This window comes from Streptosporangium heterodermiicola, assembly GCF_051390675.1.
In the GTDB taxonomy this organism is placed as follows: Bacteria; Actinomycetota; Actinomycetes; order Streptosporangiales; family Streptosporangiaceae; genus Streptosporangium.
On record NZ_JBPJSR010000005.1, the window covers coordinates 458,380 to 484,196 of the forward strand.

The window sequence follows — 25,817 nt, forward strand, 5'->3', positions numbered from 1 at the left end:
CGAGAGCGGATAGGCGTCAAAAAATGCGGAGAACAATCACGTGCCTCCTGGTCGCTAACTCGGCCCTCGCGCTCACCGCGTGCCTGCCGTTCGGTGTCGCGAACACCGGTGTCGTGTCGTCGCGGGATACCGGGGCGCCCGTTCCCCTTCCCCGTGAGCGCCCTCCCGCGCCTCACGCCGGGCAGACCCCGCTGTCACGCTTTCCCCTCCTTCGCCCGGGCGACAGGGGAGCCCAGGTCCAGGAGGTCCACCGGCGCCTCGACCGGCTGGGGTTCGGGCCGGGAGAGGCCCGCGACGAGTACCGTCCCGCGCTGCGCGCGGCCGTGTGGGCCTTCCAGAAGGCGAACGGGCTGCCCCCCGCCGACCAGATCGACCCGCAGACCTGGCGGGCGCTCTCCCGCCCGGCGCGCCTCAAACCGCTGGTGTCGTACGGGGAGCCCACGAGGGTGGAGATCGACCTGCGCCGCCAGCTGCTCACCGCGTGGAAGGACGGCAGGCCCGAACTGGTCTCCCACATCTCGACAGGCAACGGCGAGCACTACTGCAAGAAGGGCCACTGCGGGGTCGCCGTCACGCCCACCGGCGACTTCCGCGCCTGGTTCCGGACGCCCGGATGGACGAGCGGGCCGCTGGGCGACCAGTTCTACACCATCTATTTCAACGAGGGCATCGGCTTCCACGGCTCGGAGCGGGTGCCACGGCACCCCGCGTCCCACGGGTGCATCCGGGTCCCGCTCCACAACGCCAAGGCGCTCTACGACATGACCCCGACGGGAACCCCGGTCTACGTCCGCCGTCCGGAGGCTCCCGGCCCGCCCGCCCGCGCCACGTCTCCCGATCGTGGCAGGTCTCCTGAGCGCCCGAGGTCCTCCGGGCGTCCCGCGGCTCCCGAGGCCCCCGTGCCCCCGGAATCCCGGAAGTCCCCGGAGTCTCCCGGCCTTCCCGGACAGGACGCGGACCGGCCGAAGACGCTCTGAGCCCGGCCGCCGGTCGGCGGGTCGGCGGGTCAGCGGGTCAGCGGCGAAACCCCAGGTCGGCGCGGACAGGATGAGTGCAGGAGTCGTGGACGGGCGCGTGCAGGAATCGTGCAGGACACCCGTCGATGCTGACGCGGGTGAAAAACTTCTCGATTCCCCCAGGGGCGCGGGCCATCGGCCCGCGCGGACGACGGGGCCACGCGCTGCTGGCGTTGTTCGCCATGCTCGCCTCCATCCTGGTGATCACGGGCGGCTCGCAGCGGCCCGCGTACCGCCGTGGGATTCCCCGCGAAGGAGAACCTGAACCGACGTGCCGCCAAGTCCCTCACCGCCCGCGTGGTGAAGGCGGACATGTACCTCAAGGGCCAGACCGTCAACGTGGTCTGCCAGGTCACCGGCGGCGCCGCCTACGGCTCCACGGTCTGGGACAAGACCACCGACGGTCTCTGGGTCGCCGACCACCATGTCAAGACCGGCTCGGACGGCTTCCTGTCCAACATGCCGCGCTGCGACAACGACCAGCCCTCGACGGAGGACGGCGGCCCGCCCGCCGGAAGCGGCGCCGCGCGGCCCCAACAGCGTGCACGTCACCGCGGTCTACGGAGGTAACCGGCTGCCGAACGTGATCCGATACTTCGGCTGAACCACTCAGGCGTGATGGCGGGGGCGAGCGATCGTCCCCGCTTTCACCGTTTTGTGGATCTTTGGGGTCGCGCCGGATTGGAGACTGCCCGGCGTGGAGTTTCTCATACTCGGGCCTCTCGAAATCGTGCACGGCGGGCGATCCGTCGCCCCAGCGCGGCCAAGGACAGGGCCTTTCTCGGTGAACTGCTCGCCCACCCCGGCAGGCTGATCACCAACGAGCACCTGGCCGACGTGCTCTGGCAGGACCGGCTTCCGGCGAACCCGGCGAACGCCGTCCAGGTGCGGGCCTCCCGGCTGCGCGCGGCACTCCGCTCCATCGCCCGCGAGGAGGTGGCCAAGCGGGTCCTGGTCAGCCGCTCCGGCGGGTACGAGCTGAACCTCGACCACGCCGGCACGGACGTCGCGCGCTTCGAGGAGACCCTCTCCCGAGGCTCCCTCGGTTCCCCCGGCTCCTCCGGTGACGTGTCCGCGTTGCGGGAGGGACTGTCGATCTGGCGGGGAAGGCCGTTCTCCGACGTGCCGCCGACCCCCTGTGTCGAGATCCAGGTGGCGCGGCCGGAGGAACTCAGGCTGTCGGCGATGGAGTCGTACGCGGACCTCTGCCTCGCCGAGGAGAACCTTCCGGCCACCCTGGTCGCCGAGCTCGCCGACGAGGTGGCGCGCAGCCCGCTCCGCGAGTCCCTGCAGTACCGGCTGGTCCGGGCCCTGCACGTGACCGGCAGGTCCGCCGAGGCGCTCACGGTCTACGAACGGCTCCGCAGGACCCTCGCCGACGAGCTCGGGACCGGCCCCCGGCCCGAACTCCGCCGCCTGCACCTGGAGATCGTCGCGGAGCACGGCACGGACACGGACACGGACACTTCGGGGTCTTCCGCGCCGGTGACCCTCACCCCCCTCCCGGAGCAGGGACACCAGGAGCAGGGACATCCGGAGCAGGGCCCCGGCGCCCGTGCCGATCCCGGGCGGGCCGCGCCATCCCGCCACGCCGCCGGTCCCGGGCGGGCCGCGCCGTCCCGCCACGCCGCCGGTCCCGGGCGGGTCGCGCCGTCCCGCCACGCCGCCGGTCCCGGGCGGGTCGCGCCGTCCCGCCACGCCGCCGGTCCCGGGCGGGTCGCGCCGTCCCGCCACGCCGCCGGTCCCGGGCGGGTCGCGCCGTCCCGCCGCAAGGTCTCCCCCCTCGCCGTGGCGGGCCTCGCCTGCCTGCTCGGGCTCGGCGGGGCAGGAGGGTACTGGCTGTTCCAGGACCGGGGGCGGCCCGGTGAAGGCGAATCCGTCACGAGCGGCGGCCCGCAGCAGGCGCCCAGTCCCGAACGGCCCATTCCCGGCGACAGCTCGCGGCTGGACGCCGACGTCACCTACCCCGACGGCAGCGAGGTCAAGGTGGGGGAGCGGTTCGTGAAGACCTGGAAGATCACCAACACCGGTTCGGTCCCCTGGCGCGCCCGCAGGCTGGCCCGCGAGCCGCTCCAGCCGGGAGCCGACGGGTGTGGCTCGCCGACCTCCACAGCGCTCCCCGACACCGACCCGGGGCAGCCGGCGGTGATCAGCGTGTCCGTCGAGGCCCGGTCGACGCCGGGAAGGTGCAAGGTCTACTGGAAGATGCTCGACGAGCAGGGAGTGCCCTTCATGCCGCACCTGTCGGGCATCTTCTTCGACGTGAACGTCGTTCCTTAGTGCCCGCGATCCTGACTCGCGACTTCACCGCCCGGTGACGCGTACAGCAATCGTGCGGGAAAAGTGCGGCGTCCCGGTCCAGGCTGCTTCTCGCCCACGGTGGCTCAGTACATCGAGATGTGCGGGTGGTCGAAGTGGTTGGCCGTGACGCCGCCGCGGTTGGACATGAAGTTCCAGCCGGAGCCGTGGTTGATGCGCTGGCGCCAGATCACGTACTTCACGCCGAGCCTGGCCTTGTTCTTGATGGCCCAGGCGGCGATCTCGTCGCCCAGCGCGTTGTTGGCGGCCGAGGGCATCGTGCCGCCGGTGCTCATCATGAAGTCGCAGGCGCGGCCCAGGGGGTGCTCGCCGCCGTCGTTGGCGGACCGGTAGCAGCCGACGGAGTACGGCAGGCTGAAGCGCCGCATGACGGCGTCGCGCATGATCCGGGTGCGGTCGGTGATGTTGTCGGCGCCGGTGGGCAGCTGCGGGGCCCAGCTGCCGTCGGAGCGGCGGCCGGAACCGGTGGGGGCGAGCCTGTCGAGCCTGTCCTTGACGTCGCGGATCACGTCCTCGGCCTTCTCGCGCTGGCTCTCCACCTCCTTGGCCTCGTCGCGGATCTCGTCGGTGAGCCTGGACGCCGTCTCCGACGCCTTCTTCCTGCGTTCGAGGCTGCCGGCGAAACCCTCCAGGTAGGCGCTCTGCTGGGCGGTGAGCTGCTCCATCACCGCGGCGGCGCCCATGTCGCCGGAGAACATCAGCGCGGGCAGCCCGCCGCTGCTGCTGGTCTGGTAGCGAAGCTGGACGATGGAGTCGACCTGCCTCTTGGCCTCGACGTAGGTCTCCTCGGCCTTGCCCAGGTTCTGCTTGGCGACGGCCTCGGCCTTCTGCGCCTTCCTGAGGGACTCGCGCTTGGCCGCGTAGGTCTCGATCAGCCCGTCGAGTTTCTTGCCGAGTTTGGCCAGTTCGGCACGGAGTTTGGCCTCGGTCGGCTTGGGTTCCGCGCTTCCCGCGGTGGGGGCACCGATGGTGAACGCCACGATCGAGCTCAGACAGAGGGCCAGAGCGGCATGCCGACGGAACGTGGGGGACGGGGCCGCCACGAACTCTCCTCTCCTTCCGCCTACCGGGTTAGCTGACGGGTTCGGGCTGGAGGAAGCCCTTCCACCGAAGTGGTCTCACCCCAGGTGCGGTGGTTCCCCGGTTCCCGGGCAAGGTGCCCGGGATTAGGCAAATCAGCGTTTACGGCCGATGTGGGAAGGATAGTAGTGGTAAACAGCAGGTCACGCGACCTCAAGACGAGACCGAGCGGTAATCAGTTCGTGATAACAGAGCGCAGAAGATGTGCTGTTCCCTCGGGGGACACGTCGTTCACGAAGGCGCCCATGGCCGACTCCGACCCCGCCAGGTATTTCAGCTTGTCCGGCGCGCGGCGGATGCTGAACAGCTCCATGTGCGCGTACGACAGGTCGCGGCCGGTGGAGACCGGTGCCTGGTGCCAGGCCGCGATGTACGGCATGGGCACCCCGAACAGCCCGTCGAGGCGGCGGAGCACGTCGGTGTAGAGGGGGCCGAACGCCGCGCGCTCCTCGGTCTCCAGCGCGACCAGGTCGGGGACCCGGCGGTGCGGGTAGAGATGCACCTCCACCGGCCAGCGCGCCGCGGCCGGGACGAACGCCGTCCAGTGCTCGTTCGAGCCCACCACCCGGACCCCGGCCTCCCGCTCCGCGGCCAGGACGTCGGCGAACAGGTCGCCGCCGGTCCGCTCCCGGTGGCGCCCGGCCGCCCCGAGGGTGAGCCTGGTGCGCGGGGTCACGTAGGGGTACGCGTAGATCTGGCCGTGCGGGTGGGCCAGCGTGATGCCGATCTCCGCCCCCCGGTTCTCGAAGCAGAACACCTGCTCCACGCCGGGCGTCGCCGACAGCTCCGCCGTACGGTCGACCCAGGCCTCCATGACCAGCTCGACCCGCTCGGGGGAGAGCCGCGAGAACGACGAGTCGTGCTCGGAGGTGAAGCAGACCACCTCGCACCTGCCGATCCCCGGACGGACCTCGCTCAGCCCGCCGATCTCCCGGTGCTCGCCCGGCTGGGCGGAGAACGACGGGAACCGGTTCTCGAAGACCACCACGTCGTAGTCGGAGGAGGGCACCTCGGTCAGGTTGCCGGGAGTGGAGGGACAGAGCGGGCACTCACTCGTCGGGGGCAGGAAGGTGCGGCCCTGGCGGTGCCCGGCCACCGCGATCCACTCCTCGGTGAGCGGGTCGTAGCGCAGCTCGGAGGCGGCGGGGCGGGGTGGCAGGTCACGCCGGTCGACGGCCCCGCGGTCGGCGTCGTCGCGCCGGTCGAAGTAGATGAGCTCCCGGCCGTCGGCCAGGTGGGTGATCGTGCGCTTCATCGGCCGGCGATCTCGCTCTCTCGCTGGGGTTCCGCGATGATCAGCTCGCCCACCGAGGCGGCGAGCTCCTCGCGGGCCTCCTCGGTCAGGCCGGAGTCGCTGACCACGATGTGGGCCTCGGCCAGCTGGGCGATCGTGCTGATGCCGACCGTGCCCCACTTGGTGTGGTCCGCGGTCACCACGAGGCGGTGCGCGGAGGCGACCAGCTCGCGGTCGGTCTCGGCCTCCATCAGGTTGGGGGTGGTGAACCCGGCGCGAGTGCTGATCCCGTGCACGCCGAGGAAGAGGGTGTCGACGTGGAGCCCGCGGATCGCCGAGACCGCGACCGGGCCGACCAGGGCGTCGGAGGGGGTGCGGACCCCGCCGGTCAGCACGACCGTGCGGTCGGCCCTGGGGGAGCGGTGGAAGACGTCGGCGATCCGGACCGAGTTGGTGATCACGGTCAGCTCGGGCACGTCGACCACGTGGTGGGCGAGCGTCCAGGTCGTGGTCCCCGCGGAGAGCGCGATCGCGGTGGCCGGCCGGACGAGCCTGGCGGCGTGCTGGGCGATCGTCTCCTTCTCCGCCTGCTGACGTGCCGACTTGGCGGCGAAGCCCGGCTCCTCGGTCGAGCCGGGCCCGGCGGCGGTGGCGCCGCCGTGGACCTTCTCCACCAGGCCGCGCTCGGAGAGCACCTCAAGATCGCGCCGGATCGTCATGTCCGACACGCCGAGCTCCCGGACGAGATCGGCGACCCTGACCCCGCCGCTACCGCGCACCCTCTCCAGGATCGCCTGCTGCCGCTGCTGGGCAAGCATGCCTCGCCCTCCTCGCTCCCCTTAATCCACCAGATTCCACCAAATTACCACGATAACCAGGCGGGATGTTGTTGAGTCCTGGTGGCTAACCACTCACAGTCGCTCAAGATGACCGGCCGCTCACAACCGCTCAAGCTCCGCCGCGACGTTCGCCCTCGCCGCCCCCTCCAGATCGGCGACGCGGAAGATCACCGGAAGGTCGAGCAGCGAGCGCAGCACGGCGGCCCGCCCGGCCCTGAACGCGTCGTCCGGCACGAAGCCGTACTCCTCGCGCACGGCCGCCGCGTAGCGGGCGTAGACCTCGGGGGACGAGCCCAGGATCGCCAGGTCCGCGTCGGACAGCACGGCCCCGTCCGCGTCGCCGGGCGCGGGGTCGTGCGTGACGGTCAGCCTGACCAGCCGGGCGACCGTCGCCACGGCCTCCGCCGGCAGCCCCATCTCCGGCAGCGCCCGCTCGGCCAGCCCCGCGCTCCGCTCCTCGTTGTCGCCGCGCCGGGGGTCGTAGACGGCGTCGTGGAACCAGGCCGCCAGCCGTACGAGGTCCGGATGCTCGGCGTGACCGGCGAGGGCGTCGACATGGGTGAGCACGGCCTCCAGGTGGGCGGTCGTGTGGTATCTGCGGTGCGGCTCGCCGTACCGGGTGATCAGTTCGCTGCCGAGGGGGTCGGCCCCGAGGCCGGCCAGGGATCGCCAGCGGGCCATCAGCTTCTCGCTCATGTGACGGAGCCTAGGACCCGGCCGGTGCCCGTATCGGAGGGGCGGGGAATGCCGGAGCCGGGCAAAGGCCGGGGAAACCCGGTCCACCGGAGCGGGACGGATCGCCGTCCGGGCCTTGTGTGACCGCCGTTCCGGGAGGAATGTGAAGGTCTGAGCCGGTGAGATCGAGTCCCGTGCGGTCCCCGGAGGAACCTCGGAGAACCTTGGGGAAGGGGTGGTCGGCATGGGCAGACGAGCGCGTAAGGCCAAGGCCCGCAGGAAGCGCAAGGCGAACCACGGCAAGCGGCCCGCCTAGCGGACCCGGACCTCCCCGCGTGAGCCGTGCGCGAGCGCCCGGGGGACGGAGAACAGGGGACGGACGGTCAGGCGCGGCGGCCCCAGGAGGCCAGCAGCCGGGTCTGCGCGTCGGTGTCGTCAGCGTCATCGGTGTCGTCGGCGTCTTCGGTGTCGTCGGAGGGCGCCTCCGGGGGCTCTCCGACGGCCGACGACTGCCGGTGACCGGGCTCCATGTGGCTGAACCAGGCGGCGCAGGCCTCGACCAGCTCGGGGTCGAGCCGCTCGTCGGCGCCGATGGCGCGGGCCAGGTCCCAGGTGTGGATGAGCGTGTCGGCGAACAGCTCGGTGACGTACTCCCGGCCGGGCACGTCGCCGAACGGCAGGTGGACGAGCCGGTCGAGGGCGTGGACGTCCGTCGCCGCCTGGACGGCGGGCACGGCCGAGGTGTCGAACGCCTTGATGGGGTCGTCGCCGAGCAGATCCCCCTCGAAGGCGTCGCCGACCTCCGCGGAGGTCCCCCCGGCGAGCAGCACGGGGGCCCACAGGTTCTCGCCGACCACGTGGTTGACCAGGGCGTGCACGTCCCAGTCGACGCACGGCGTCGGGTTGTCCCACTGGCCGGGGCCGACCCGGTGGACGAGGGCGCCGAAGTCGTCCAGCGCGCGCCGGTAAGCCTCGGGTATGTCGATGGTCATCATGCCCCTCCCGATGCCCTCCCGGGTTTCCTCCCGGCTCTCATCTTGACCGTAACCCCTGGGCAGCCAGTAGTCATCGCGTCAACGGACATGACCGGCATGCCCGGAGTGTCGATGGGGATCCGTCCGGGGTACATCAGACCGTGGGGCTTCATCCCGTGGTCATCTCGACGTCAGGGGGAAGTCACGATATTTCGTGACAATTCGTCTCATGCGCACCACGACTTTCACCCGCGCGGCCGCCGCGGCGGTCACCGGCCTGCTCCTTATGCCCGCCTCCGTGACGGCGGCCGCCGCCGAGTCCGGCCACGGCGGCGTCAAGCTGACCTTCCTCGGCCGCTACACCACCGGTACCGTCGCCGCCGGCGCCTCGGAGATCACCGCGTACGACGCCGCGACCCGCCGGGTCTTCGTGGTGAACGCGCAGGCCGGTACCGTCGACGTGCTCGACATCCGCGACCCGCGCAAGCCGCGCAAGGTCGCCACCCTGGCCACCCCCGGCGCCAACAGCGTCGCGGTGCGCCGCGGCCTGGTCGCCGTGGCCCAGCAGGCCGCGGTCAAGACCGACCCGGGCACCGTCGCCTTCTTCGACGCCCGGAGCGGGAGGAAGCTCAAGCAGGTGACCGTGGGCGCGCTGCCCGACATGGTGACCTTCACCCCGGACGGGAAGCGGGTGGTCGTGGCCAACGAGGGGGAGCCGACCTCCTACTGCGAGGGCGAGGTGGCCGACCCCGAGGGCTCGGTGAGCGTCGTCGACCTGAAGCGCTGGACGGTGCGGACCGCGGGGTTCGCGAAGTTCGACGCGGAGCGGCTGCGGGCCAGGGGAGTGCGGATCACCGGCCCCGGCGCCACCGCCGCCCGGGACCTGGAGCCGGAGTACGTCACCGTCGAGGGCGACACCGCCTACGTGACCCTCCAGGAGAACAACGCGCTCGCGATCGTCGACCTGGATCGGGCCGCGGTCCGCGACGTCGTCCCGCTGGGGCTGAAGGACTGGTCGAAGACCGGGTTCGACGCCTCGGACAAGGACGGGAAGATCGACATCAGGCCCCGCCCCGTGAAGGGCATGTACCAGCCCGACGCGATCGCGCACTTCCGCGACCGCGGGCGGACCTATCTGGTCACCGCGAACGAGGGCGACGGGCGCGACTGGGACTGCCACGCCGACGAGGTGAGGGTGAAGGACCTGAAGCTCGCGCTGCCCGACGCCGAGAACCTCAAGAAGGACACCGAGCTCGGCCGGCTGAACGTGGCCGTCGACTCTCCCAAGGACGCGAGCGGCGCCTACACCGAGCTGCACGCGTTCGGGGCCCGCTCGATCTCGATCAGGTCCACCTCGGGAGCGCTCGTCTGGGACTCCGGCGACCAGCTGGAGCGGCTCGTCGCCAAGGAGCTGCCCGGCGCCTTCAACGCCGACAACGAGGAGGACGACTCCTTCGACAGCCGCAGCGACAACAAGGGCCCCGAGCCCGAGGGCGTCGCGGTCGGCGAGGTGCGCGGCCGTACCTACGCCTTCGCCGGGCTGGAGCGGGTCGGCGGGATCGTCGCCTACGACCTGGGCGACCCGCGGGCGCCGCGCCTGGCCGGGTACGTCAACACCCGTGACCTGACCGGCTCGATCGAGGACGGCACCGCCGGGGACGTCGGCCCCGAGGGCGTGCTGTTCGTCCCCGCCGCCGACAGCCCCACCCGCCGCCCGCTCCTGGTGGTCGGCAACGAGATCAGCGGCACCACCGCCGTCTACGAGGTCCGCTGACCCCAGCGAAACCCCGCCCGCACGCCGAGCCCCCCACCGCGAGAACCCACGCGGCGGGGGGCTCCGCCGTCGTACGGGCTCGGTGCCGCGGGGCGTGCGACTTGGGGATACGGGCTCGGTGCCGCCGGAGGCGTGAAAGGGCCTGGCCGTACGGACCCCGATGACGTGCGAGGCGTGAAAGGCCCTGGCCGTACGGGTCCCCAAGACGCGGGCACGCCGCTCGAAAGTTACGGGCTCCGGTGACGCGGGAGGCGGCACCGGAGCCCGCACGACGGCCAGGGCGGGACCACCGGCCTAGGGCAGCCGCTGCTCGATCCAGACGATCTTGCCCTTCGGGGTGAGGCGGGACCCCCAGCGATGGGCGAGCCAGTTGATGAGATGCAGGCCGCGGCCGGTGTCGTTGGTGGTGGACGCCTCCCGCATGACCGGCTCGGACGCGGAGCTGTCGGACACCTCGCAGACCAGCGTGGGCCCGCGCAGCAGCCGCAGCTCGACCTCGCCCTGACCGTGCTCGACCGCGTTGGCGACCAGCTCGCTGACCATCAGCTCGGTGTTGTCGCAGAGCGAGGACAGCTCCCACTTGTCGAGCGTGGTCCGGACGAAACGGCGCGCCTGGGAGGCGGAACGGCGGTCGGAGGGCAGCGAGGTCTCGACGAACTCGTTCTCCGTCAGCTCCGACACCCTGGCCAGCAGGAGGGCGATGTCGTCACGCTCGTGGCCGGGCCGCTGGGCGCTGATCGTGAGGTCGCAGACCTCCTCCAGATCGTGGTCGGGGCCGGCGAGCAGGCCGCGCAGCGCGTTGATGCCCTCCTCGATGTCCCGGTTGCGGCTCTCCACCAGGCCGTCGGTGTAGAAGGCGAGCACGGTCCCGCCGGGAAGCGTGAACTCCCGCATCTCGGCCGGCTCGTTGCCGATGCCCAGGGGAAGCCCCGGCGGCAGCTCCAGCAGCTCGGTCTCGCCGCCGGGCCGTACCAGGATCGGCGGCACGTGCCCGGCGCAGGCCATCGCGCACCGCCGGGTGACCGGGTCGTAGGTGGCGTACACGCATGTGGCGATCTGGCTGGCGTCCAGGTCCTGGCTCATCAGGTTGAGCCGGAACAGCACGTCGGCCGGGCTCAGGTCCATGCTGGCCAGCGTGCGCGCGGCCGTGCGGAGCTGGCCCATGGTGGCGGCGGCCCTGATGCCGTGCCCCATCACGTCGCCGACGACGAGGGCGACCCGGCAGCCGGGCAGCGGGATCACGTCGTACCAGTCGCCGCCCACCCCGACCAGGTCGCTGGCCGGCAGGTAGCGGGAGGCGATCGTGAGACCCAGCGGCTGGGAGAGGTCGACGGGCAGCAGGCTGCTCTGCAGGGTGAGCGCGGTGCGGCGCTCGCGGTTGTAGAGCCGCGCGTTGTCGAGGCAGACGCCGGTCCTGGCCGCGAGCTCCTCGGCCAGGTTGACGTCCTGCTCGTCGAAGGGCTGGCTGGTGGGCCTGCGGGTGAAGATGACGAAGCCCAGCACCCGGCCGCGCGCCTTCAGCGGCACCACCAGGAACGAGCTGTCCTCCAGCACCTTCGACACCGAGTCGCGCTTCCAGAAACGCCCGATCTCCTCGGCGGTCCTGCGCCCCAGGCGGGGGTAGAGGATCGGGTTGCCGGTGGCCATGCACCGGGCGTAGGGGGTCCAGGCCTCGTAGACGGCCACCTCGTCTACGGGGAACGCCCTGGCGTACTCGCCGGGGGAGGGGTCGGCCACGCCGACCGCGATCCGCCGCACCAGCGCCGAGCCGTCGGTGGTCTCCTGGGGGAACTCCCCCTCGGTCACCAGCCGGTCCTGGACGAGGATGCCCGCCGCGTCCGCGAAGCGCGGCACGGCGACGTCCATCAGCTCCCTGCCGGTCTCGAACATGTCGAGCGTGCTGCCGATGCGCTTGCTGGCCGCGTTGAGCAGGGAGAGCTGCTCGTGCATGGATGCGGGACTGCCCATCCTGAACCCTGGCGTGGCTGGATTCTTGGTGACGAAACGGGACTTCACTCGCTCCACCGGGGTGCGGGAACCGGCGTCCACCAGGTTTCCAGTTCGAGGTCTTCTGCGATGGCGTTGGCGCCGTTGTATCCGGGCGCCGCGGAGACCGAGCCGCCCGGGTGGCTGCTGGCGCCGCAGAGGTAGAGGCCGTCGACGGGGGTACGGTACTGGCCCATCTCGGGGACCGGCCGGTTGCCGCCCAGCTGGGACGGCTCGTAGGCCCCGACATGGTGGCTGCCGCGCACCATGTTGACGCAGTGCCGCTCGATGTCGAGCGGTGTGAAGACCCGTTTCCCCAGGACGGCGCCGTTCGCCAGGTTGGGGGCGTACTCGGCCCACTCGGCGAGCAGCCGCTCCCCGACCTCCTCGCGCCGTGTGTCCCAGCTCGCCGGATCGCCGCCGAGGTCGTACGGGGCCCACGGCCACCAGAACGCCACGTGTTTGCCGTCCGGCGCGTACGAGGGGTCGAACAAAGAGGGGCACGCGCCGTTGCCGGCCAGCCGGTCGGGCAGTCGTCCCCGGTGGATCTGGTCGAAGGTGCGGCCGAGCTGCTCGCTGTCGTCGGCGCCGAGCACCACGAGGAAGGCCCGGTCCACGTCGGGCTCGAACTCGGCGGCCCGGTAGCGGGGCGCCTCGTCGAGCGCCAGGTGGAGGGTGACGAGGCTGTGCCCGGCCCACTTGTAGTCCTCGACCTTGGCCGCGATCTCCGCGCCGAAGTTCTCCGGGCCCGCCAGCCGCACGGTCTGCGGGGCGTCGACCGCGCTGGACACGAACCGGCGGGCGGTGAGCACGTCGCCGTTGGCGAGCCGCACCCCGGTGGCCCGCCCGTCGTCGACCAGGATCCGCTCGACGTGGGCGCCGGTGACCACGGTACCGCCGTGCTCCTCGACGACGGCCCGCAGCGCGCTCGCGACGTTGCCCGCGCCGCCCACGGGCACCCCGAGCCTGGCGATGCGCGACAGCAGCCGGGGGAAGAAGCTGCCGGTACCGGGCACGTTCTCGATGGAGATCGCGTGCAGGAAGGACTTGAACAGCACCCTGACCTGGTCGCTCTCGAAGTTCCTGTCGACGGCCTCGTACAGCGACAGCGGCATGTAGCTCAGCATGTCGCGGCCGAGGTCGCCCTTGAGGCGCTCGGCGATCACCGGCGGGGGCAGCGGTCTGGAGTACAGGAAGCCGTTCACCAGGTCCCTGGCCGCCTCGGCGTAGCGCTCGTAGAGCTCCAGCCAGCGCGCGGCGTCGGCCTTGGAGAACCGGGCGAAGGATTCCGCGGTGCGCTTGGGGTCGGTGTAGACCGTGATCGCCCGGCCGTCCCTGAAGACCGTGGCGTGCTGGGTCTCGGGGTAGACGTAGCGCAGGCCGTACCGCTGGAGCTCCAGGTCGGCGGGGACCGGGCCCTCCTCCAGGAAGTGGTAGCTGCTGTGGGTGTTGTGCCGGAACCCGGGCAGCGTGAGCTCCTGGGTGCTGCAACCACCGCCCGCGACGTCGTTGCGCTCGACGACCGCGACCGACAACCCCGCCTTCGCGAGGTAGGCGGCACAGGTGAGGCCGTTATGGCCCCCGCCCACGATGACGCCGTCGAACTCCGCCACTTTCCCTCCAGGGGGCCCTTTGACTACTGGTATGGAGGATTGTAAAGAATGATCTATATGCAAACCTCGTGTTTAACAGAGATTTGCCGATATTTCCAGACGAACTAGGACTTCGCGGCGCCGAGGTGGCGGAGCAGCCGCGCCAGCTGCTCCCCGTACCGCTCCCCGAACTCCTCGGACGCCGGGTCCTCCCCGCAGATCGCGCGGACCAGCTGGGGGAAGATCGCCCCGGCGTCGGCCGCGGCGAAGAGCGTCAGGAGCAGGTAGGCGGGGTCGAGGTCGGCGGGGAACTCGCCCTCCGCCTGCCGCCTGCGCATGTCCTCGACGTCGCCGCGCATGTCCTTCAGCGGCGCGGAGCCCTCCTCGCCGTCGTCCTGCAGCCCGTTCCAGATGAGGATCCTGGTGAGGTCGCGGTCGCGCACGGTCGCGGTGACATAGCCGCGCACCAGTTCGGGCAGCGAGGGCGGCGGCGACGTTTCGGCGAAGGTGCTCTCTCTGCTCTGCCACTCCGCGGTGAGGGCCTTGAGCAACCCTTCCTTTCCGCCGAAATAGTAAGAGATGAGCTGTTTGTTCACCCCTGCCCTGGTGGCTATCTCGCTGACCCTCGTGCCGGCGAATCCCTTGCCTGGCCCAGGGGCTGCGCCGCGCGGGGGTCGACGTGACGGTCTACGAGCGCGACCGCACCCCCTCCGACCGGCTTCAGGGCTACCGCGTCCACATCGACCCCGAGGGTTCCCGTGCCCTGCGCGACTGCCTGCCGCCCGAGCTGTGGGAGGCGTTCCTGGCCACCTCCGGCCGTGAGGCCCAGGACTTCCGCTTCCTCAGGACCTTCCTGCGCACCGCACAGCGCCTCCCGGCCCTGAGACGCAAGGCCTTCTCGTAAAGCCCGCTCACCGGCGCCGGACGCTAGGCCTTCGGCTGGGTGAAACGGAGGTGATTGCCGAAGGGGTCGCGAAGGCCGCAGTCGATCCCGTACGGGCGCTCGGTGGGCTCCTCGGTGAACTCGACGCCCAGGGCCAGCAGCGTCTCGTACGTCTTGCGGCAGTCGTCCGTGCTGAGGATGAGCTGGCCGCCCATCGCGCCCTTGGTCACCAGCTCGCGGACCTGCCGCGCCGTCTCCTCGGACATCATCGGGCCCCCCGGCTTCTCCAGCATGATCTGGCGCTCCGGCTGACCGGGGACGCTCACGGTCAGCCAGCGCATGACGCCCATGTCGACGTCGGCGTTGACCTCCAGGCCGAGCTTGCCGACGTAGAAGTCGAGTGCCTCGTCCTGGTCGAGGACGTATATCTGCGAGTGCGTGATGGAGTTGAACATGCGAGTCGCGCTACTGGGCGAGCCGGCCGAAAACTTATCCAAAACCGCTGAGTAGAGGGGTGGCACGAGCGGCGCGGACGGTCAGTCGCTCGGCCGCGTCCACGCCATCGTGAAGCACGTCGGCACGCCCACGGCCGTCGCCTCCCTGCGGTACGTCCTCGGTGACCGGCCGACGATGTCGCGGAACGCGCGGCTGAAGATCCCCGGGCTGCCGAAGCCGACCTGGAAGCAGATGTCCGTCACGCTGCGGTCGGTGTCCCGTAGCAGGGCCATCGCCCGCTCGACCCGGCGGCGCTGCAGGTAGCGGTGCGGCGTCTCGCCGAACGTGGCCCGGAAGGTACGCGTGAAGTGCGCCTCCGACACATGGGCGATCCTGGCCAGGGCCGGGACGTCCAGCGGCTGCGCGTACGCGCGGTCCATCGCGTCCCGTGCCCGGAGCATGCGTCGGTTGCTCTCCTCCACGGCACGGCTCACGACGCCATCACATCACGGTTCCGCCCGTCCGAGACGGACGATCAGGCCGAAAACCGGCCGGGAACCCCGTTGATCTCCGGTAGATCGGTAACACCTTGGCATCGGACGGCGGAACGGGCGCCGAAGGGGCGACGACCCGCGCGGGGCACTCCTCCACGCGGGCGGCGCCCGTCCACCGGCACGCGGGCGGGGACCGTGACCAGGTCATCGTTCGAAAGCCGGGGAAGGAATTCAAGAAAGTCCTGAAAACGGGCCCGAAAACCATCGGGCACGCAATGGGCACGGAAGTTCCCGAAGTTTTGGCGAAAGATGAAAGGCCAGGTCGCCGCATATGGGCTGACCTGGCCTTTCATCATCTGAGCGGACGACGGGAATCGAACCCGCGTAGCCAGTTTGGAAGACTGGGGCTCTACCATTGAGCTACGTCCGCGCGAGCCGGCGTCAGTCTGGTCTAGACTTCATCCGTTCGTCAGGGCGTAAGCGTACCGGAGTTCCGGAGCGTGCGCGCACTCGACTTACCGGGGTGTGGCGCAGTTTGGTAGCGCACCTGCTTTGGGAGCAGGGGGCCGCAGGTTCAAATCCTGTCACCCCGACGCACGCCGGGCATCGGTTCCGACCGATGCCCGGCTTCTTCGCGTGAGGGGCCAGGAGCGCCCGCGGGACATCGAGAGCCGACGCGCGGGCCGAGGGGCACCGTAAGCGACCGGTTCGGCCGCGCCGGAGACGTCGCGGTGAGGGCCGAAAGAGGGCCGAAAAGCGAACGGGACCGGAGAGTGAGCGCCGGAGAGGGTCAGCGACGAGGGCTGAAGAAGGCCCAGACGGCCTTGCCGCCGCAGTTGAGATGGTCCCAGCCCCACCCCTGGCTGTAGGTCTCCACGATGTAGAGGCCACGGCCGTTCTCCGAGATGAAGTCGGGCTCCTTGGGGGTCGGAACCTCGTCGCTCGGGTCCGTCACGGCCAGGAGCACGTGAGGGGAGAGGTGCACCAGGACGAGCGTGATCGGAGTGATCTCCATCTGACTGGGCGGACACAGCGCGTAACGGACCGCGTTGGTGACGAGTTCCGAAACCACTAGCGCTGCGTCATCGCTGAGCTCCGACAGTCCCCAGTCGTGGAACGTCGAGCGCGTCACGTCCCGGGCGGTCTTCACCGAGTCGGCCTGGCTGGGCAGGGGGCACGCGGTGGCGCCGGAGTGGTTGGCGTCCAGTAGCTCGTCAAAGCCCACCTGGCGGGTCGCCTGCAGGTAGTCGGCAGCCGATTTTGGCTCCTCCACCATCCTGCCGGTACCTCCCGCTGTCATCGTGAGTCTCCGTACCACTTGAGAGTTTTCAGAGCTTGTGCACCATAAGCCCAATATGCACTAAGCCATCATGGGTCACCGGAACGTCTGCTGCAAGACCCAAATGCACGTGCAGTTGCAGTGTGCAGCCGCATGGGCGGTTAGGACAACGACTTGGCGAATTGGGCAGGGAGTTGAGACCTTGTCATAGCGGCCGGAAGTAGTGACACTGTGTGCGCTGGCCCAAGTACAGAGGGAGGCGAAGTGACGCAGGTTCAACCGGGATCGGGTCCCACAGCTCTGCGTATCCTCTTAGGCTCCCAACTGCGTCGCCTGCGCGAGGCCAAGGGGCTCTCGCGAGAGGAGGCGGGCCATCTGATCCGCGGTTCCGAGTCCAAGATCAGCCGGATGGAGCTCGGCCGCGTGGGCCTGCGGGAACGCGACGTCGCGGACCTGCTCACCTTCTACGGGGTGGACGACGAGCACGCCCGGTCGGCGGTGATGGACCTGCTGCTGCGCGCCAACGAGCCCGGCTGGTGGCACCGCTTCAACGACCTGCTGCCCTCGTGGTTCCAGACGTACGTCGGCCTGGAGGAGGCGGCCTCCCGGATCCGCACCTACGAGGTGCAGTTCGTGCCCGGCCTGCTGCAGACGAAGGAGTACGCCAGGGCCGTCATCACCGCGGGGAGCGCGGGCATCGCGCCCGAGGAGATCGCCCGCCGCGTCGACCTGCGGATGCAGCGCCAGCAGGTCCTCGGGCGGCCCGACGGCCCGTTCTTCTGGGCCGTCATCGACGAGGCCGCGCTCCGGCGCCCCATCGGCGGCGCCGACGTCATGCGGGCCCAGCTGGAGCACCTGCTCGACCTCATGCGGCAGCCGAACATCACCATCCAGGTCATGCCCTTCAGCTTCGGCGGCCACAGCGCGGAGGGCGGGGCCTTCAGCGTGCTCCGCTTCAACGACAACGAGCTCCCCGACGTCGTCTACGTCGAGCAGCTGGCCAGTGCCCTCTACCTGGACAAGCGCGAGGACGTCGACCGCTACAGCGAGGTCATGGAGCGGTTGTGCGCGGTCAGCACCACGCCCGGGGAGACGAACGACATCCTGCGGCGGATCATCAAGGAGGACTGAGCGGCCGTTGGTCGCTCGATGGTGCCGCTCTGCCCTAGACTGGCCAGCGGCGCTGAACACCCGCCGCTGTGGAGCATGCCCTGATCTCGCGTGTCTCGACGGCTGTGCCAGGTGCCGCTCATGTGGGCGCGGCGCGCGAGCTTGCCGCGGTAGCCGTTACGACTTGACGCGCCCGCGATCACTCAAAGCTTGATCAAGGAGACGACCCCGTGAAGACCGCTGTGGAGGAGCTCAGCCCGACCCGGGTGAGGCTTACCGTCGAGGTGCCGTTCGAGGAGCTCGGCGAGAGCCTGCAGGCGGCGTACAAGAAGGTCGCGCAGCAGGTGCGCGTCCCCGGGTTCCGCCCCGGCAAGGTTCCGGCCCGCATCATCGAGCAGCGGTTCGGCCGCGCCGTGGTGCTGGAGGAGACCCTCAACGACGCGGTGCCCAAGCTGTACGGCCGGGCCGTCGACGAGAGCGAGATCTTCCCGGTCAGCCAGCCGGAGATCGAGGTCACCAAGATCGAGGACGGCCAGCAGGTCGAGTTCACCGCCGAGGTGGACGTCCGCCCCGGCTTCGACGTCCCCGACTACCAGGGCATCGAGGTGACCGTCCCGGTCTCCGAGGTCTCCGACAAGGACATCGACGAGCAGCTGGACGGCCTGCGCCAGCGCTTCGCCACCCTGACCGGCGTCGAGCGCCCCGCCGCCTCCGGCGACTTCGTCGTCATGGACCTGGCCGCCGCGATCGACGGCGTCAACATCGAGGAGCAGCAGGCCAACGACGTCTCCTACGAGGTCGGCGCCGGCTCGGTGCTGCAGGGCCTGGACGACGCCCTGATCGGCCTGTCCGCGGGCGAGACCAAGGAGTTCACCACCAACCTGGTCGGCGGCGAGAACGCCGGCGAGGAGTCCGTGGTCACCATCACCGTCAAGAGCGTCAAGGAGAAGGTCCTCCCCGAGCTGGACGACGAGTTCGCCCAGCTCGCCAGCGAGTTCGACACCCTTGACGAGCTCAAGGCGAGCATCAGCGAGACGGCCCGCCGCAACAAGCTGATCGACCAGGTCGTCCAAGCCCGCGAGAACGCCCTCGACGCCCTGCTCGACAAGATCGACATCCCGCTGCCCGAGAGCGCGCTCAAGGCCGAGGTCGACAACCGCAAGCACAACCTTGAGCACCAGATCGCCGACAGTGGCCTGAGCAAGGAGGCGTACTTCCGCCTCTACCAGACCACCGAGGAGGAGCGCCTCGCGGAGTTCGACGAGAGCGCCGCCAAGGCCCTCAAGACGGGCTTCGTCCTTGACAAGATCGTCAAGAGCGAGGACCTCGGCGTCAGCGAGCAGGAGCTGACCAACTTCGTGGTGCGCCGCGCCATGCAGATGAACGTCGCGCCCAACACGCTGGCCCAGCACCTGGCCGACAACGACCAGCTCACGCTGGCCATGGTCGAGATCGTCCGCGACAAGGCCAAGAGCGTCGTCGGCGACGCCGCCAAGGTGGTCGACGAGGCCGGCAACGAGGTCGACCTCAAGGCCATTTACACCGAGATCAACGGCGAGGAGGCCTCGGACGAGGCCGGTGAGACCGCCGAGGTCGAGGCCGCCAAGTAGTCCCCGGCAGAGCGGAGGCGCCGGGCTCGCCCGCGCCGCCTCCGCCGCCCGGCGCCCCCCGCCGCGTTCCGCGCGACGGGGGGCGTCTTCGGTTCCCGGGCCGGTGAGGCCGGTGAGCGTGTCCCGCCTCCCGGGCCGGTGAGGCCGGTGAGCACGTCTCCGGCTTCCGCGGCCTCCGCTTCCGGGCGGTGGGCGCGCCGCAGAGCGGCACCTGGGGGCCTCCGGTCCTTCGCCCGGCCTTCTGTCCCCTCTGGGACTTCGCTGGCTCCTGGGCCCTCTGAGAGCCGCCACCCCTCCCCTCGCGGCCGTACGGCCTCTTTTCACGGTCCCGCTTCGGACCTTCCGCGGCCGCGACACGCCGTACGGGCTCCGGCTCCGGAGCCTCGCGAGGGCACGCGGTGCGGGGTTCCGGACGTGGTGGTAAGGCGGTGGGCAGCATGCGCCGTCAGCGAACAGTGCGTTGAGGAGGCATGTCCGGTAGGTGACGCGCGTTAAGGTCACAAGCAAAGCCAATCGATTACGACGCATCGGAAGGTGACGCTGTGACCAGCCCGCCGACCTTCTACCAGCCGACCGGCTCCGGGCCCGAGTCGATGAGCCAGCCGAACGGCTCGTTCAGGCTCGAAGACCAGCTCTATCAGCGGCTGCTGCGTGAGCGCATCATCGTGCTGGGCACCCAGGTCAACGACGAGATCGCCAACCGGATCTGCGCCGAGCTCCTCCTGCTCGCCGCGGACGACTCGGAGCGCGATATCTGGCTCTACATCAACTCGCCAGGCGGTTCCGTGACCGCTGGTATGGCGATTTACGACATGATGGAATATGTCCCTAACGATGTGTGCACGGTCGCGATGGGTCTGGCCGCCTCCATGGGCCAGTTCCTCCTCTGCGCCGGCGAGCGGGGCAAGCGATACGCCCTGCCGCACGCCCGCATCATGATGCACCAGCCTTCCGGCGGCATCGGCGGCACCGCCGCCGACATCGCCATCCAGGCGGAGCAGATGCTCTACGTCAAGAAGACCCTCGCCGAGCGCATCGCGTTCCACACCGGTCAGAACATCGAGCAGATCGAGGCCGACTCCGACCGGGACCGCTGGTTCACGGCCGAGGAGGCCAAGAACTACGGCTTCATCGACCAGGTCGTGCGCAGCGCTCGACAGGTGCCCTCCACGGGCGCCGTCTCCTGAAGGGGCACAAGGTGAGTGAGTTGATCCGGCCGGGAGACATCAACGGCCGCTACGTTCTTCCGTCCTTCACCGAGCGCACGTCCTACGGCATGCGGGAGATGAACCCGTACGCCAAGCTCTTCGAGGACCGCATCATCTTCCTCGGCGTGCAGGTGGACGACGCGTCGGCCAACGACGTCATGGCGCAGTTGCTGACCCTGGAGTCGCTCGACCCCGACCGTGACATCAGCATCTACATCAACTCGCCGGGCGGTTCTTTCACCGCCATGACGGCGATCTACGACACGATGCAGTTCGTCCGGCCGGAGATCCAGACGGTCTGCCTGGGCCAGGCGGCCTCGGCGGCGGCGGTCCTGCTGGCCGGCGGCACGCCGGGCAAGCGCTTCGCCCTGCCGAACGCCCGCATGCTGATCCACCAGCCGTCCACCGAGGGCGGCGGCCAGGGAAGCGACATCGAGATCCAGGCGCGCGAGATCCTCAGGATGCGCGCGCAGATGGAGACGATCATCGCTCAGCACTCGGGCAGGGCGCCGGAGGCGGTCCGCAAGGACATCGAGCGGGACAAGATCCTTGACGCCGTCGAGGCCAAGGAGTACGGACTGATCGATGACATCATTCCGTCCCGCAAGAAGCTCGCGAAGGCCGTAGCCTCCTAACGAGGCATATCGCACCGGAACCGTGCCGAATCAGGCACGTTCCGGTGCGACTCGCCGCTAGGGGGCTCACTGAGGGCTCAGAAGACGGTAACGTCGAAACCTAAGCGGGATGACTTTTCGATCGGGTATCGGGCCGGTCGGAAGAAACGGACCGCGGCAGCCAGGGCGGTCCCACGCAAAGGAGTATCTGGGGTGGCACGCATCGGCGACGGGGGAGACCTGCTGAAGTGCTCTTTCTGTGGAAAGAGCCAGAAGCAAGTCAAGAAGCTCATCGCCGGACCCGGCGTATACATCTGCGACGAGTGCATCGACCTCTGCAACGAGATCATCGAGGAGGAGCTCAGCGAGTCCTCTGAGCTCAAATGGGACAGCCTTCCCAAGCCGAGGGAGATCTACGAATTCCTCGACGCCTACGTCATCGGTCAGGACCAGGCGAAGAAGGCTCTCTCCGTGGCGGTCTACAACCACTACAAGCGGGTGCAGTCCGGCGAGCGCGGACGTGACGACGGCATCGAGCTGTCCAAGTCCAACATCCTGCTCCTGGGCCCCACCGGTTCCGGCAAGACACTGCTCGCCCAGACGTTGGCGAAGATGCTGAACGTTCCGTTCGCCATCGCCGACGCCACCGCCCTGACGGAGGCGGGCTACGTGGGCGAGGACGTCGAGAACATACTGCTCAAGCTGATCCAGGCCGCTGACTACGACGTCAAGAAGGCCGAGACCGGCATCATCTACATCGACGAGGTCGACAAGATCGCTCGCAAGAGCGAGAACCCGTCGATCACCAGGGACGTCTCCGGCGAGGGCGTGCAGCAGGCCCTGCTGAAGATCCTGGAGGGCACGACCGCGAGCGTGCCGCCGCAGGGTGGCCGCAAGCACCCGCACCAGGAGTTCATCCAGATCGACACCACCAACGTGCTGTTCATCTGCGGTGGGGCCTTCGCCGGTCTCGAAAAGATCATCGAGTCCCGGGTCGGCCGCAAGGGGATCGGTTTCAACGCGATCATCCGCTCCAAGGAAGACATCGACGGCGCCGACATCTTCGAGAACGTCATGCCCGAGGACCTGCTGAAGTTCGGCATGATCCCCGAGTTCGTCGGCCGGCTCCCGGTCATCACGAGCGTCCACAACCTCGACCGTGAGGCGCTCATCCAGATCCTCACCGAGCCGCGCAACGCCCTCGTAAAGCAGTACCGCCGCCTGTTCGAGCTGGACAACGTCGAGCTTGAGTTCACCGACGACGCGCTGGAGGCCATCGCCGACCAGGCGATCCTGCGCGGCACCGGCGCCCGCGGCCTGCGGGCGATCCTGGAGGAGGTCCTCCTCTCGGTGATGTACGAGGTGCCGTCGCGGCAGGACGTGGCACGCGTGGTCATCACCCGCGAGTCGGTCCTGGAGCACGTCAACCCCACGCTCGTCCCGCGTGACCAGCTCAACAAGCAGCAGCGCCCGCCGCGCGAGAAGTCGGCGTAGAAGGCCCGCGCGAACCCACCTGGTTCGCACGATCGGCGCCCCCCGCGGGTTCTCCCGCGGGGGGCGCCGCCGTTTCCGGCCGTCCGGCGCCTGCCGGTGCTCGTCGACGGGGGATCATCTCGCCCAGCGGCGAAAGTCACGGGCAGAAGGGCCCTTATGGCGGTCCGTGGGACGGGGAACACGCGGACATCCCTAGACTTGGGCATCGTGACGACGCCAGAGCTGCCTACCCAGTACGCACCCGCCGACGTGGAGACCCGGAGCTACGAGCGCTGGGTATCGGAGGGACACTTCACCGCCGACCCGAGCAGCGAGCGCGAGCCGTACAGCATCGTCCTGCCCCCGCCGAACGTAACCGGTGTCCTGCACATCGGCCACGCCCTCGACCACTCCATCCAGGACGCGCTGACCCGCCGCGCCCGCATGCGCGGCCAGGAGACGCTCTGGCTGCCCGGCATGGACCACGCCGGCATCGCCACCCAGAACGTCGTCGAGCGCGAGATCGCCAAGGGCGGCCTGTCCCGGCACGACCTCGGCCGCGAGGCGTTCGTCGAGCGCGTCTGGCAGTGGAAGGAGGAGTCCGGGGGCCGGATCCTCGGCCAGATGAAGAAGCTGGGCGACGGTGTCGACTGGTCGCGTGAGCGCTTCACCATGGACCCGGGCCTCTCCAGGGCCGTCCAGACGATCTTCAAGAAGCTCTTCGACGACGGGCTCATCTACCGCGCCGAGCGCATCATCAACTGGTGCCCGCGCTGCCTCACCGCGCTGTCGGACATCGAGGTCGAACACAGCGAGGACGAGGGCGAGCTCGTCTCGATCCGCTACGGCGACGGTGACGACTCCATCGTGGTCGCGACCACCCGGGCCGAGACGATGCTCGGCGACACCGCCGTGGCCGTGCACCCCTCCGACGAGCGCTACGCGCACCTGATCGGCCGCGAGGTGGAGCTGCCGCTCACCGGGCGCCGCATCCCGATCGTCGCCGACGAGCACGTCGACCCCTCCTTCGGCACCGGAGCGGTCAAGGTCACCCCGGCACACGACCCGAACGACTTCGAGATCGGGCGGCGCCACTCGCTGCCGTCCATGACGATCATGGATGAGCGGGGAGTGGTCACCGCGCACGGCCCGTTCCAGGGTCTCGACCGCTTCGAGGCGAGGCCCGCGGTGGTGGCCGCGCTCCGCGCGGAGGGCCGGATCGTCGCGGAGAAGCGCCCCTACCTCCACTCGGTCGGGCACTGCTCGCGCTGCAAGACCGTGGTCGAGCCCCGGCTCTCGCTCCAGTGGTTCGTCAACGTCTCGCCCCTGGCGAAGGCGGCGGGCGACGCGGTCCGCGACGGCCGGACGAAGATCCACCCGCCGGAGCTGGCCAAGCGCTACTTCGACTGGGTCGACGACATGCACGACTGGTGCATCTCCCGGCAGCTGTGGTGGGGACATCGCATCCCGGTCTGGTACGGCCCGGACGGCGAGGTCGTCTGCGTCGGCCCCGACGAGGAGGCGCCCGCGGGCTACGTCCAGGACCCCGACGTCCTCGACACCTGGTTCTCCTCCGGCCTCTGGCCGTTCTCCACCCTCGGCTGGCCGGACAAGACACCGGAGCTGGCCAAGTTCTACCCGACCTCCGTCCTGGTGACCGGCTACGACATCCTGTTCTTCTGGGTGGCCCGGATGATGATGTTCGGCATCTACGCCATGGACGGCGAGCCGCCGTTCAGGACCGTGGCGCTGCACGGCATGGTCCGTGACCAGTACGGCAAGAAGATGTCGAAGTCGTTCGGCAATGTCGTCGACCCGCTCGACTGGATCGAGCGCTTCGGCGCCGACGCCACCCGCTTCACGCTGCTGCGCGGCGCCAACCCCGGCTCCGACGTGGCGATCAGCGAGGAGTGGGCCGGAGGCTCGCGCAACTTCTGCAACAAGATCTGGAACGCCACCCGCTTCGCCCTGATGAACGGCGCGGTGACGGGCGAGCTCCCGACCGAGGAGCTGACCGCCGCGGACCGCTGGATCCTCTCCCGGCTCCAGGAGATCGTCGCGTCGGTGGACACCGCGTTCGAGAGCTTCGAGTTCGCCAAGATCTCGGATCTGCTCTACCACTTCGCGTGGGACGAGGTCTGCGACTGGTACGTGGAGCTCGCCAAGATCCAGATCGCCTCCGGCCAGGAGCACACCCGGCTCGTGCTGGGACACGTCTTCGACTCGCTGCTCCGCCTGCTCCACCCCCTGGTGCCGTTCGTCACCGAGGAGTTGTGGCGTGCGGTCACCGGGCGCGAGTCGATCGTGGTCGCCCCCTGGCCGACGGTCCAGGAGTCGCTGCGCGACCCCTCTGCGGAGGCGGAGGTCCTCGCCGTGCAGGGACTGATCACCGAGGTGCGCAGGTTCCGTTCCGACCAGGGCCTCAAGCCGGGCCAGCGGGTCGCCGCGCGGCTCTCGCTCGCCGGTACGGCACTCGCCTCCCACGAGGGGGCGATCCGGTCGCTGCTCCGGCTCGACCAGCCGTCCGATTCGTTCGCCGCGACCGCGAGCCTCGACGTGGGCGGCATCGCCGTGGAGATCGACACGGCCGGGACGATCGACGTGGCGGCCGAGCGCAAGCGCCTGGAGAAGGACCTCGCGGTGGCGCGTAAGGAGGCGGCCCAGGTCGCCGCCAAGCTGGGCAACGAGCAGTTCATGGCCAAGGCACCCGACGACGTGGTGACCAAGGTGCGCTCCCGGGCCGCACAGGCCGATCAGGACATCGAGCGGTTGCTCGCCCAGCTGGCGTCGCTGCCGGCGGCATGAGCCGACCGGGCTTTCGATCCTGACAGGTGCGGACGGCTTGAAGAGCGGAAAGCTCGGCAGGCGCGGACCTGGCCTGAAGAGCGGGAAGAGGACGGCTCCGGACCGGCGGACGTCATGACGAGAACCCAGGGTCTCTTGACCCTGGGTTCTCGTGTTTGAGGGCTGGCGTCCCAGGGAAGACCTAGTTCTTACCGGGAAGTTGGCTATCACAGCCCCGAGGGACTGCTAGAGTTCTTCATGCAGGGCAACGTCCTGCACTCTCCTCCAAAAATCCCGGCAAATCGGGCGTGTCCGTACGATTGGACAACGACCGGATGTTGGAGTAAGTTAGAGGGGTTGCCCTGGAAACGAGGCGGCCGCAATCCTAACGGGTTCGGCGGGATCAAGTCGAGCATCGGAAATCCGACAGTTTGACAT

Annotated in this window: 23 protein-coding genes, 2 tRNA genes and 1 riboswitch; of the genes, 13 read left to right on the forward strand and 12 right to left on the reverse strand. The window is 69.6% G+C overall.

Features of this window, described 5'->3' with window-relative positions; genetic code table 11:
• The first annotated feature begins 23 nt into the window (after positions 1 to 23).
• From ACSC1Q_RS14430 to ACSC1Q_RS14440, 3 genes are all read left to right on the forward strand, one after another.
• Positions 24 to 977 carry a L,D-transpeptidase family protein gene (locus ACSC1Q_RS14430; RefSeq protein ID WP_436759204.1) on the forward strand — a complete coding sequence of 318 codons (954 nt, stop codon included), beginning with the start codon at positions 24 to 26 and terminating at the stop codon, positions 975 to 977.
• A gap of 276 nt (positions 978 to 1,253) precedes the next feature.
• Positions 1,254 to 1,586 (forward strand): hypothetical protein, encoded by a 333-nt coding sequence (locus tag ACSC1Q_RS14435; RefSeq protein ID WP_436759205.1) that lies wholly within the window; start codon positions 1,254 to 1,256, stop codon positions 1,584 to 1,586.
• A 111-nt stretch (positions 1,587 to 1,697) separates the two neighbouring features.
• On the forward strand, positions 1,698 to 3,296 hold the full coding sequence (locus ACSC1Q_RS14440; protein WP_436759206.1) for a BTAD domain-containing putative transcriptional regulator: 1,599 nt from the start codon (positions 1,698 to 1,700) through the stop codon (positions 3,294 to 3,296).
• Positions 3,297 to 3,400: 104 nt separating this feature from the next.
• On the opposite strand, the gene ACSC1Q_RS14445 is transcribed toward ACSC1Q_RS14440, so the two are convergent.
• From ACSC1Q_RS14445 to ACSC1Q_RS14460, 4 genes are all read right to left on the reverse strand, one after another.
• Positions 3,401 to 4,378: a coiled-coil domain-containing protein gene (locus ACSC1Q_RS14445; protein ID WP_436759207.1), complete on the reverse strand. Its 978-nt coding sequence runs from the start codon at positions 4,376 to 4,378 to the stop codon at positions 3,401 to 3,403.
• A 3-nt stretch (positions 4,379 to 4,381) separates the two neighbouring features.
• Positions 4,382 to 4,518, reverse strand: a riboswitch (cyclic di-AMP (ydaO/yuaA leader).
• A gap of 72 nt (positions 4,519 to 4,590) precedes the next feature.
• Positions 4,591 to 5,670, reverse strand: a complete 1,080-nt coding sequence (gene galT / locus ACSC1Q_RS14450; RefSeq protein WP_436759208.1) for a galactose-1-phosphate uridylyltransferase — start codon at positions 5,668 to 5,670, stop codon at positions 4,591 to 4,593.
• Positions 5,667 to 6,467 (reverse strand): DeoR/GlpR family DNA-binding transcription regulator, encoded by an 801-nt coding sequence (locus tag ACSC1Q_RS14455; protein WP_436759209.1) that lies wholly within the window; start codon positions 6,465 to 6,467, stop codon positions 5,667 to 5,669. The genes galT and ACSC1Q_RS14455 overlap by 4 nt, the downstream gene beginning before the upstream one ends.
• A 120-nt stretch (positions 6,468 to 6,587) precedes the next feature.
• A complete protein-coding gene (locus ACSC1Q_RS14460; RefSeq protein ID WP_436759210.1) occupies positions 6,588 to 7,184 on the reverse strand; it encodes an HD domain-containing protein in 597 nt (198 codons plus the stop codon).
• A gap of 223 nt (positions 7,185 to 7,407) precedes the next feature.
• On the opposite strand from ACSC1Q_RS14460, the gene ACSC1Q_RS43355 reads away from it, so the two are divergent.
• Positions 7,408 to 7,479 carry a 50S ribosomal protein bL37 gene (locus ACSC1Q_RS43355; RefSeq protein WP_389916033.1) on the forward strand — a complete coding sequence of 24 codons (72 nt, stop codon included), beginning with the start codon at positions 7,408 to 7,410 and terminating at the stop codon, positions 7,477 to 7,479.
• A gap of 67 nt (positions 7,480 to 7,546) precedes the next feature.
• On the opposite strand, the gene ACSC1Q_RS14465 is transcribed toward ACSC1Q_RS43355, so the two are convergent.
• The gene (locus tag ACSC1Q_RS14465) at positions 7,547 to 8,155 is read right to left on the reverse strand and encodes a TIGR03086 family metal-binding protein (RefSeq protein ID WP_436759211.1); all 609 of its coding nucleotides are present in this window, start codon (positions 8,153 to 8,155) and stop codon (positions 7,547 to 7,549) included.
• Positions 8,156 to 8,366: 211 nt separating this feature from the next.
• Between ACSC1Q_RS14465 and ACSC1Q_RS14470 the strand changes: the two genes are divergently transcribed.
• On the forward strand, positions 8,367 to 9,911 hold the full coding sequence (locus tag ACSC1Q_RS14470; protein ID WP_436759212.1) for a choice-of-anchor I family protein: 1,545 nt from the start codon (positions 8,367 to 8,369) through the stop codon (positions 9,909 to 9,911).
• A 294-nt stretch (positions 9,912 to 10,205) separates the two neighbouring features.
• On the opposite strand, the gene ACSC1Q_RS14475 is transcribed toward ACSC1Q_RS14470, so the two are convergent.
• The 3 genes from ACSC1Q_RS14475 to ACSC1Q_RS14485 all read right to left on the reverse strand — a co-directional run bounded on the left by ACSC1Q_RS14475 (position 10,206) and on the right by ACSC1Q_RS14485 (position 14,085).
• A complete protein-coding gene (locus ACSC1Q_RS14475) occupies positions 10,206 to 11,879 on the reverse strand; it encodes an ATP-binding SpoIIE family protein phosphatase (RefSeq protein ID WP_436759213.1) in 1,674 nt (557 codons plus the stop codon).
• A gap of 44 nt (positions 11,880 to 11,923) precedes the next feature.
• On the reverse strand, positions 11,924 to 13,510 hold the full coding sequence (locus ACSC1Q_RS14480; protein WP_436759214.1) for a phytoene desaturase family protein: 1,587 nt from the start codon (positions 13,508 to 13,510) through the stop codon (positions 11,924 to 11,926).
• Positions 13,511 to 13,614: 104 nt separating this feature from the next.
• The gene (locus ACSC1Q_RS14485; RefSeq protein WP_436759215.1) at positions 13,615 to 14,085 is read right to left on the reverse strand and encodes a TetR/AcrR family transcriptional regulator; all 471 of its coding nucleotides are present in this window, start codon (positions 14,083 to 14,085) and stop codon (positions 13,615 to 13,617) included.
• Positions 14,086 to 14,168: 83 nt separating this feature from the next.
• Between ACSC1Q_RS14485 and ACSC1Q_RS14490 the strand changes: the two genes are divergently transcribed.
• Positions 14,169 to 14,393, forward strand: a complete 225-nt coding sequence (locus tag ACSC1Q_RS14490; protein ID WP_436759216.1) for a hypothetical protein — start codon at positions 14,169 to 14,171, stop codon at positions 14,391 to 14,393.
• A gap of 23 nt (positions 14,394 to 14,416) precedes the next feature.
• Here ACSC1Q_RS14490 and ACSC1Q_RS14495 read toward each other — a convergent pair whose 3' ends face one another.
• The 3 genes from ACSC1Q_RS14495 to ACSC1Q_RS14505 all read right to left on the reverse strand — a co-directional run bounded on the left by ACSC1Q_RS14495 (position 14,417) and on the right by ACSC1Q_RS14505 (position 15,731).
• Entirely contained in the window at positions 14,417 to 14,827 is a 411-nt protein-coding gene (locus tag ACSC1Q_RS14495; protein ID WP_436759217.1) for a VOC family protein, read from the reverse strand.
• A gap of 81 nt (positions 14,828 to 14,908) precedes the next feature.
• Positions 14,909 to 15,268, reverse strand: a complete 360-nt coding sequence (locus ACSC1Q_RS14500; protein WP_436759225.1) for a helix-turn-helix domain-containing protein — start codon at positions 15,266 to 15,268, stop codon at positions 14,909 to 14,911.
• 392 nt (positions 15,269 to 15,660) lie between these two features.
• Positions 15,661 to 15,731 (reverse strand) — tRNA-Gly (locus ACSC1Q_RS14505).
• Between the two features lie 89 nt (positions 15,732 to 15,820).
• Between ACSC1Q_RS14505 and ACSC1Q_RS14510 the strand changes: the two genes are divergently transcribed.
• Positions 15,821 to 15,894: transfer RNA gene (locus ACSC1Q_RS14510), tRNA-Pro, on the forward strand.
• A 197-nt stretch (positions 15,895 to 16,091) separates the two neighbouring features.
• Here the strand turns inward: ACSC1Q_RS14510 and ACSC1Q_RS14515 are convergent.
• Complete coding sequence (locus tag ACSC1Q_RS14515) at positions 16,092 to 16,601, reverse strand: ATP-binding protein (protein WP_436759218.1); 510 nt, start codon at positions 16,599 to 16,601, stop codon at positions 16,092 to 16,094.
• Between the two features lie 243 nt (positions 16,602 to 16,844).
• Here ACSC1Q_RS14515 and ACSC1Q_RS14520 point away from each other — a divergent pair, with 243 nt between their 5' ends.
• The 6 genes from ACSC1Q_RS14520 to ACSC1Q_RS14545 all read left to right on the forward strand — a co-directional run bounded on the left by ACSC1Q_RS14520 (position 16,845) and on the right by ACSC1Q_RS14545 (position 25,400).
• Positions 16,845 to 17,711 (forward strand): Sco1979 family transcriptional regulator, encoded by an 867-nt coding sequence (locus ACSC1Q_RS14520; RefSeq protein WP_436759219.1) that lies wholly within the window; start codon positions 16,845 to 16,847, stop codon positions 17,709 to 17,711.
• Positions 17,712 to 17,920: 209 nt separating this feature from the next.
• Positions 17,921 to 19,300, forward strand: a complete 1,380-nt coding sequence (tig, locus tag ACSC1Q_RS14525; RefSeq protein ID WP_436759220.1) for a trigger factor — start codon at positions 17,921 to 17,923, stop codon at positions 19,298 to 19,300.
• A gap of 542 nt (positions 19,301 to 19,842) precedes the next feature.
• Positions 19,843 to 20,487 carry a ClpP family protease gene (locus tag ACSC1Q_RS14530; protein WP_386161284.1) on the forward strand — a complete coding sequence of 215 codons (645 nt, stop codon included), beginning with the start codon at positions 19,843 to 19,845 and terminating at the stop codon, positions 20,485 to 20,487.
• Between the two features lie 11 nt (positions 20,488 to 20,498).
• The gene (locus ACSC1Q_RS14535) at positions 20,499 to 21,143 is read left to right on the forward strand and encodes an ATP-dependent Clp protease proteolytic subunit (RefSeq protein ID WP_326642780.1); all 645 of its coding nucleotides are present in this window, start codon (positions 20,499 to 20,501) and stop codon (positions 21,141 to 21,143) included.
• 192 nt (positions 21,144 to 21,335) lie between these two features.
• On the forward strand, positions 21,336 to 22,616 hold the full coding sequence (gene clpX / locus ACSC1Q_RS14540) for an ATP-dependent Clp protease ATP-binding subunit ClpX (protein ID WP_329084422.1): 1,281 nt from the start codon (positions 21,336 to 21,338) through the stop codon (positions 22,614 to 22,616).
• A gap of 156 nt (positions 22,617 to 22,772) precedes the next feature.
• Entirely contained in the window at positions 22,773 to 25,400 is a 2,628-nt protein-coding gene (locus ACSC1Q_RS14545) for a valine--tRNA ligase (RefSeq protein ID WP_436759221.1), read from the forward strand.
• Positions 25,401 to 25,817: the final 417 nt, after the last annotated feature.

Coding starts and splice junctions, on each gene's coding strand:
- ACSC1Q_RS14430 (WP_436759204.1), top strand. CDS start 24: ATGCGGAGAACAATCACGTGCCTCCTGGTCGCTAACTCGGCCCTCGCG.
- galT (WP_436759208.1), bottom strand. CDS start 5,670: ATGAAGCGCACGATCACCCACCTGGCCGACGGCCGGGAGCTCATCTAC.
- ACSC1Q_RS14455 (WP_436759209.1), bottom strand. CDS start 6,467: ATGCTTGCCCAGCAGCGGCAGCAGGCGATCCTGGAGAGGGTGCGCGGT.
- ACSC1Q_RS14460 (WP_436759210.1), bottom strand. CDS start 7,184: ATGAGCGAGAAGCTGATGGCCCGCTGGCGATCCCTGGCCGGCCTCGGG.
- ACSC1Q_RS14465 (WP_436759211.1), bottom strand. CDS start 8,155: ATGACCATCGACATACCCGAGGCTTACCGGCGCGCGCTGGACGACTTC.
- ACSC1Q_RS14470 (WP_436759212.1), top strand. CDS start 8,367: ATGCGCACCACGACTTTCACCCGCGCGGCCGCCGCGGCGGTCACCGGC.
- ACSC1Q_RS14475 (WP_436759213.1), bottom strand. CDS start 11,879: ATGGGCAGTCCCGCATCCATGCACGAGCAGCTCTCCCTGCTCAACGCG.
- ACSC1Q_RS14495 (WP_436759217.1), bottom strand. CDS start 14,827: ATGTTCAACTCCATCACGCACTCGCAGATATACGTCCTCGACCAGGAC.
- ACSC1Q_RS14500 (WP_436759225.1), bottom strand. CDS start 15,268: ATGCTCCGGGCACGGGACGCGATGGACCGCGCGTACGCGCAGCCGCTG.
- ACSC1Q_RS14515 (WP_436759218.1), bottom strand. CDS start 16,601: ATGACAGCGGGAGGTACCGGCAGGATGGTGGAGGAGCCAAAATCGGCT.
- ACSC1Q_RS14545 (WP_436759221.1), top strand. CDS start 22,773: ATGGCGGTCCGTGGGACGGGGAACACGCGGACATCCCTAGACTTGGGC.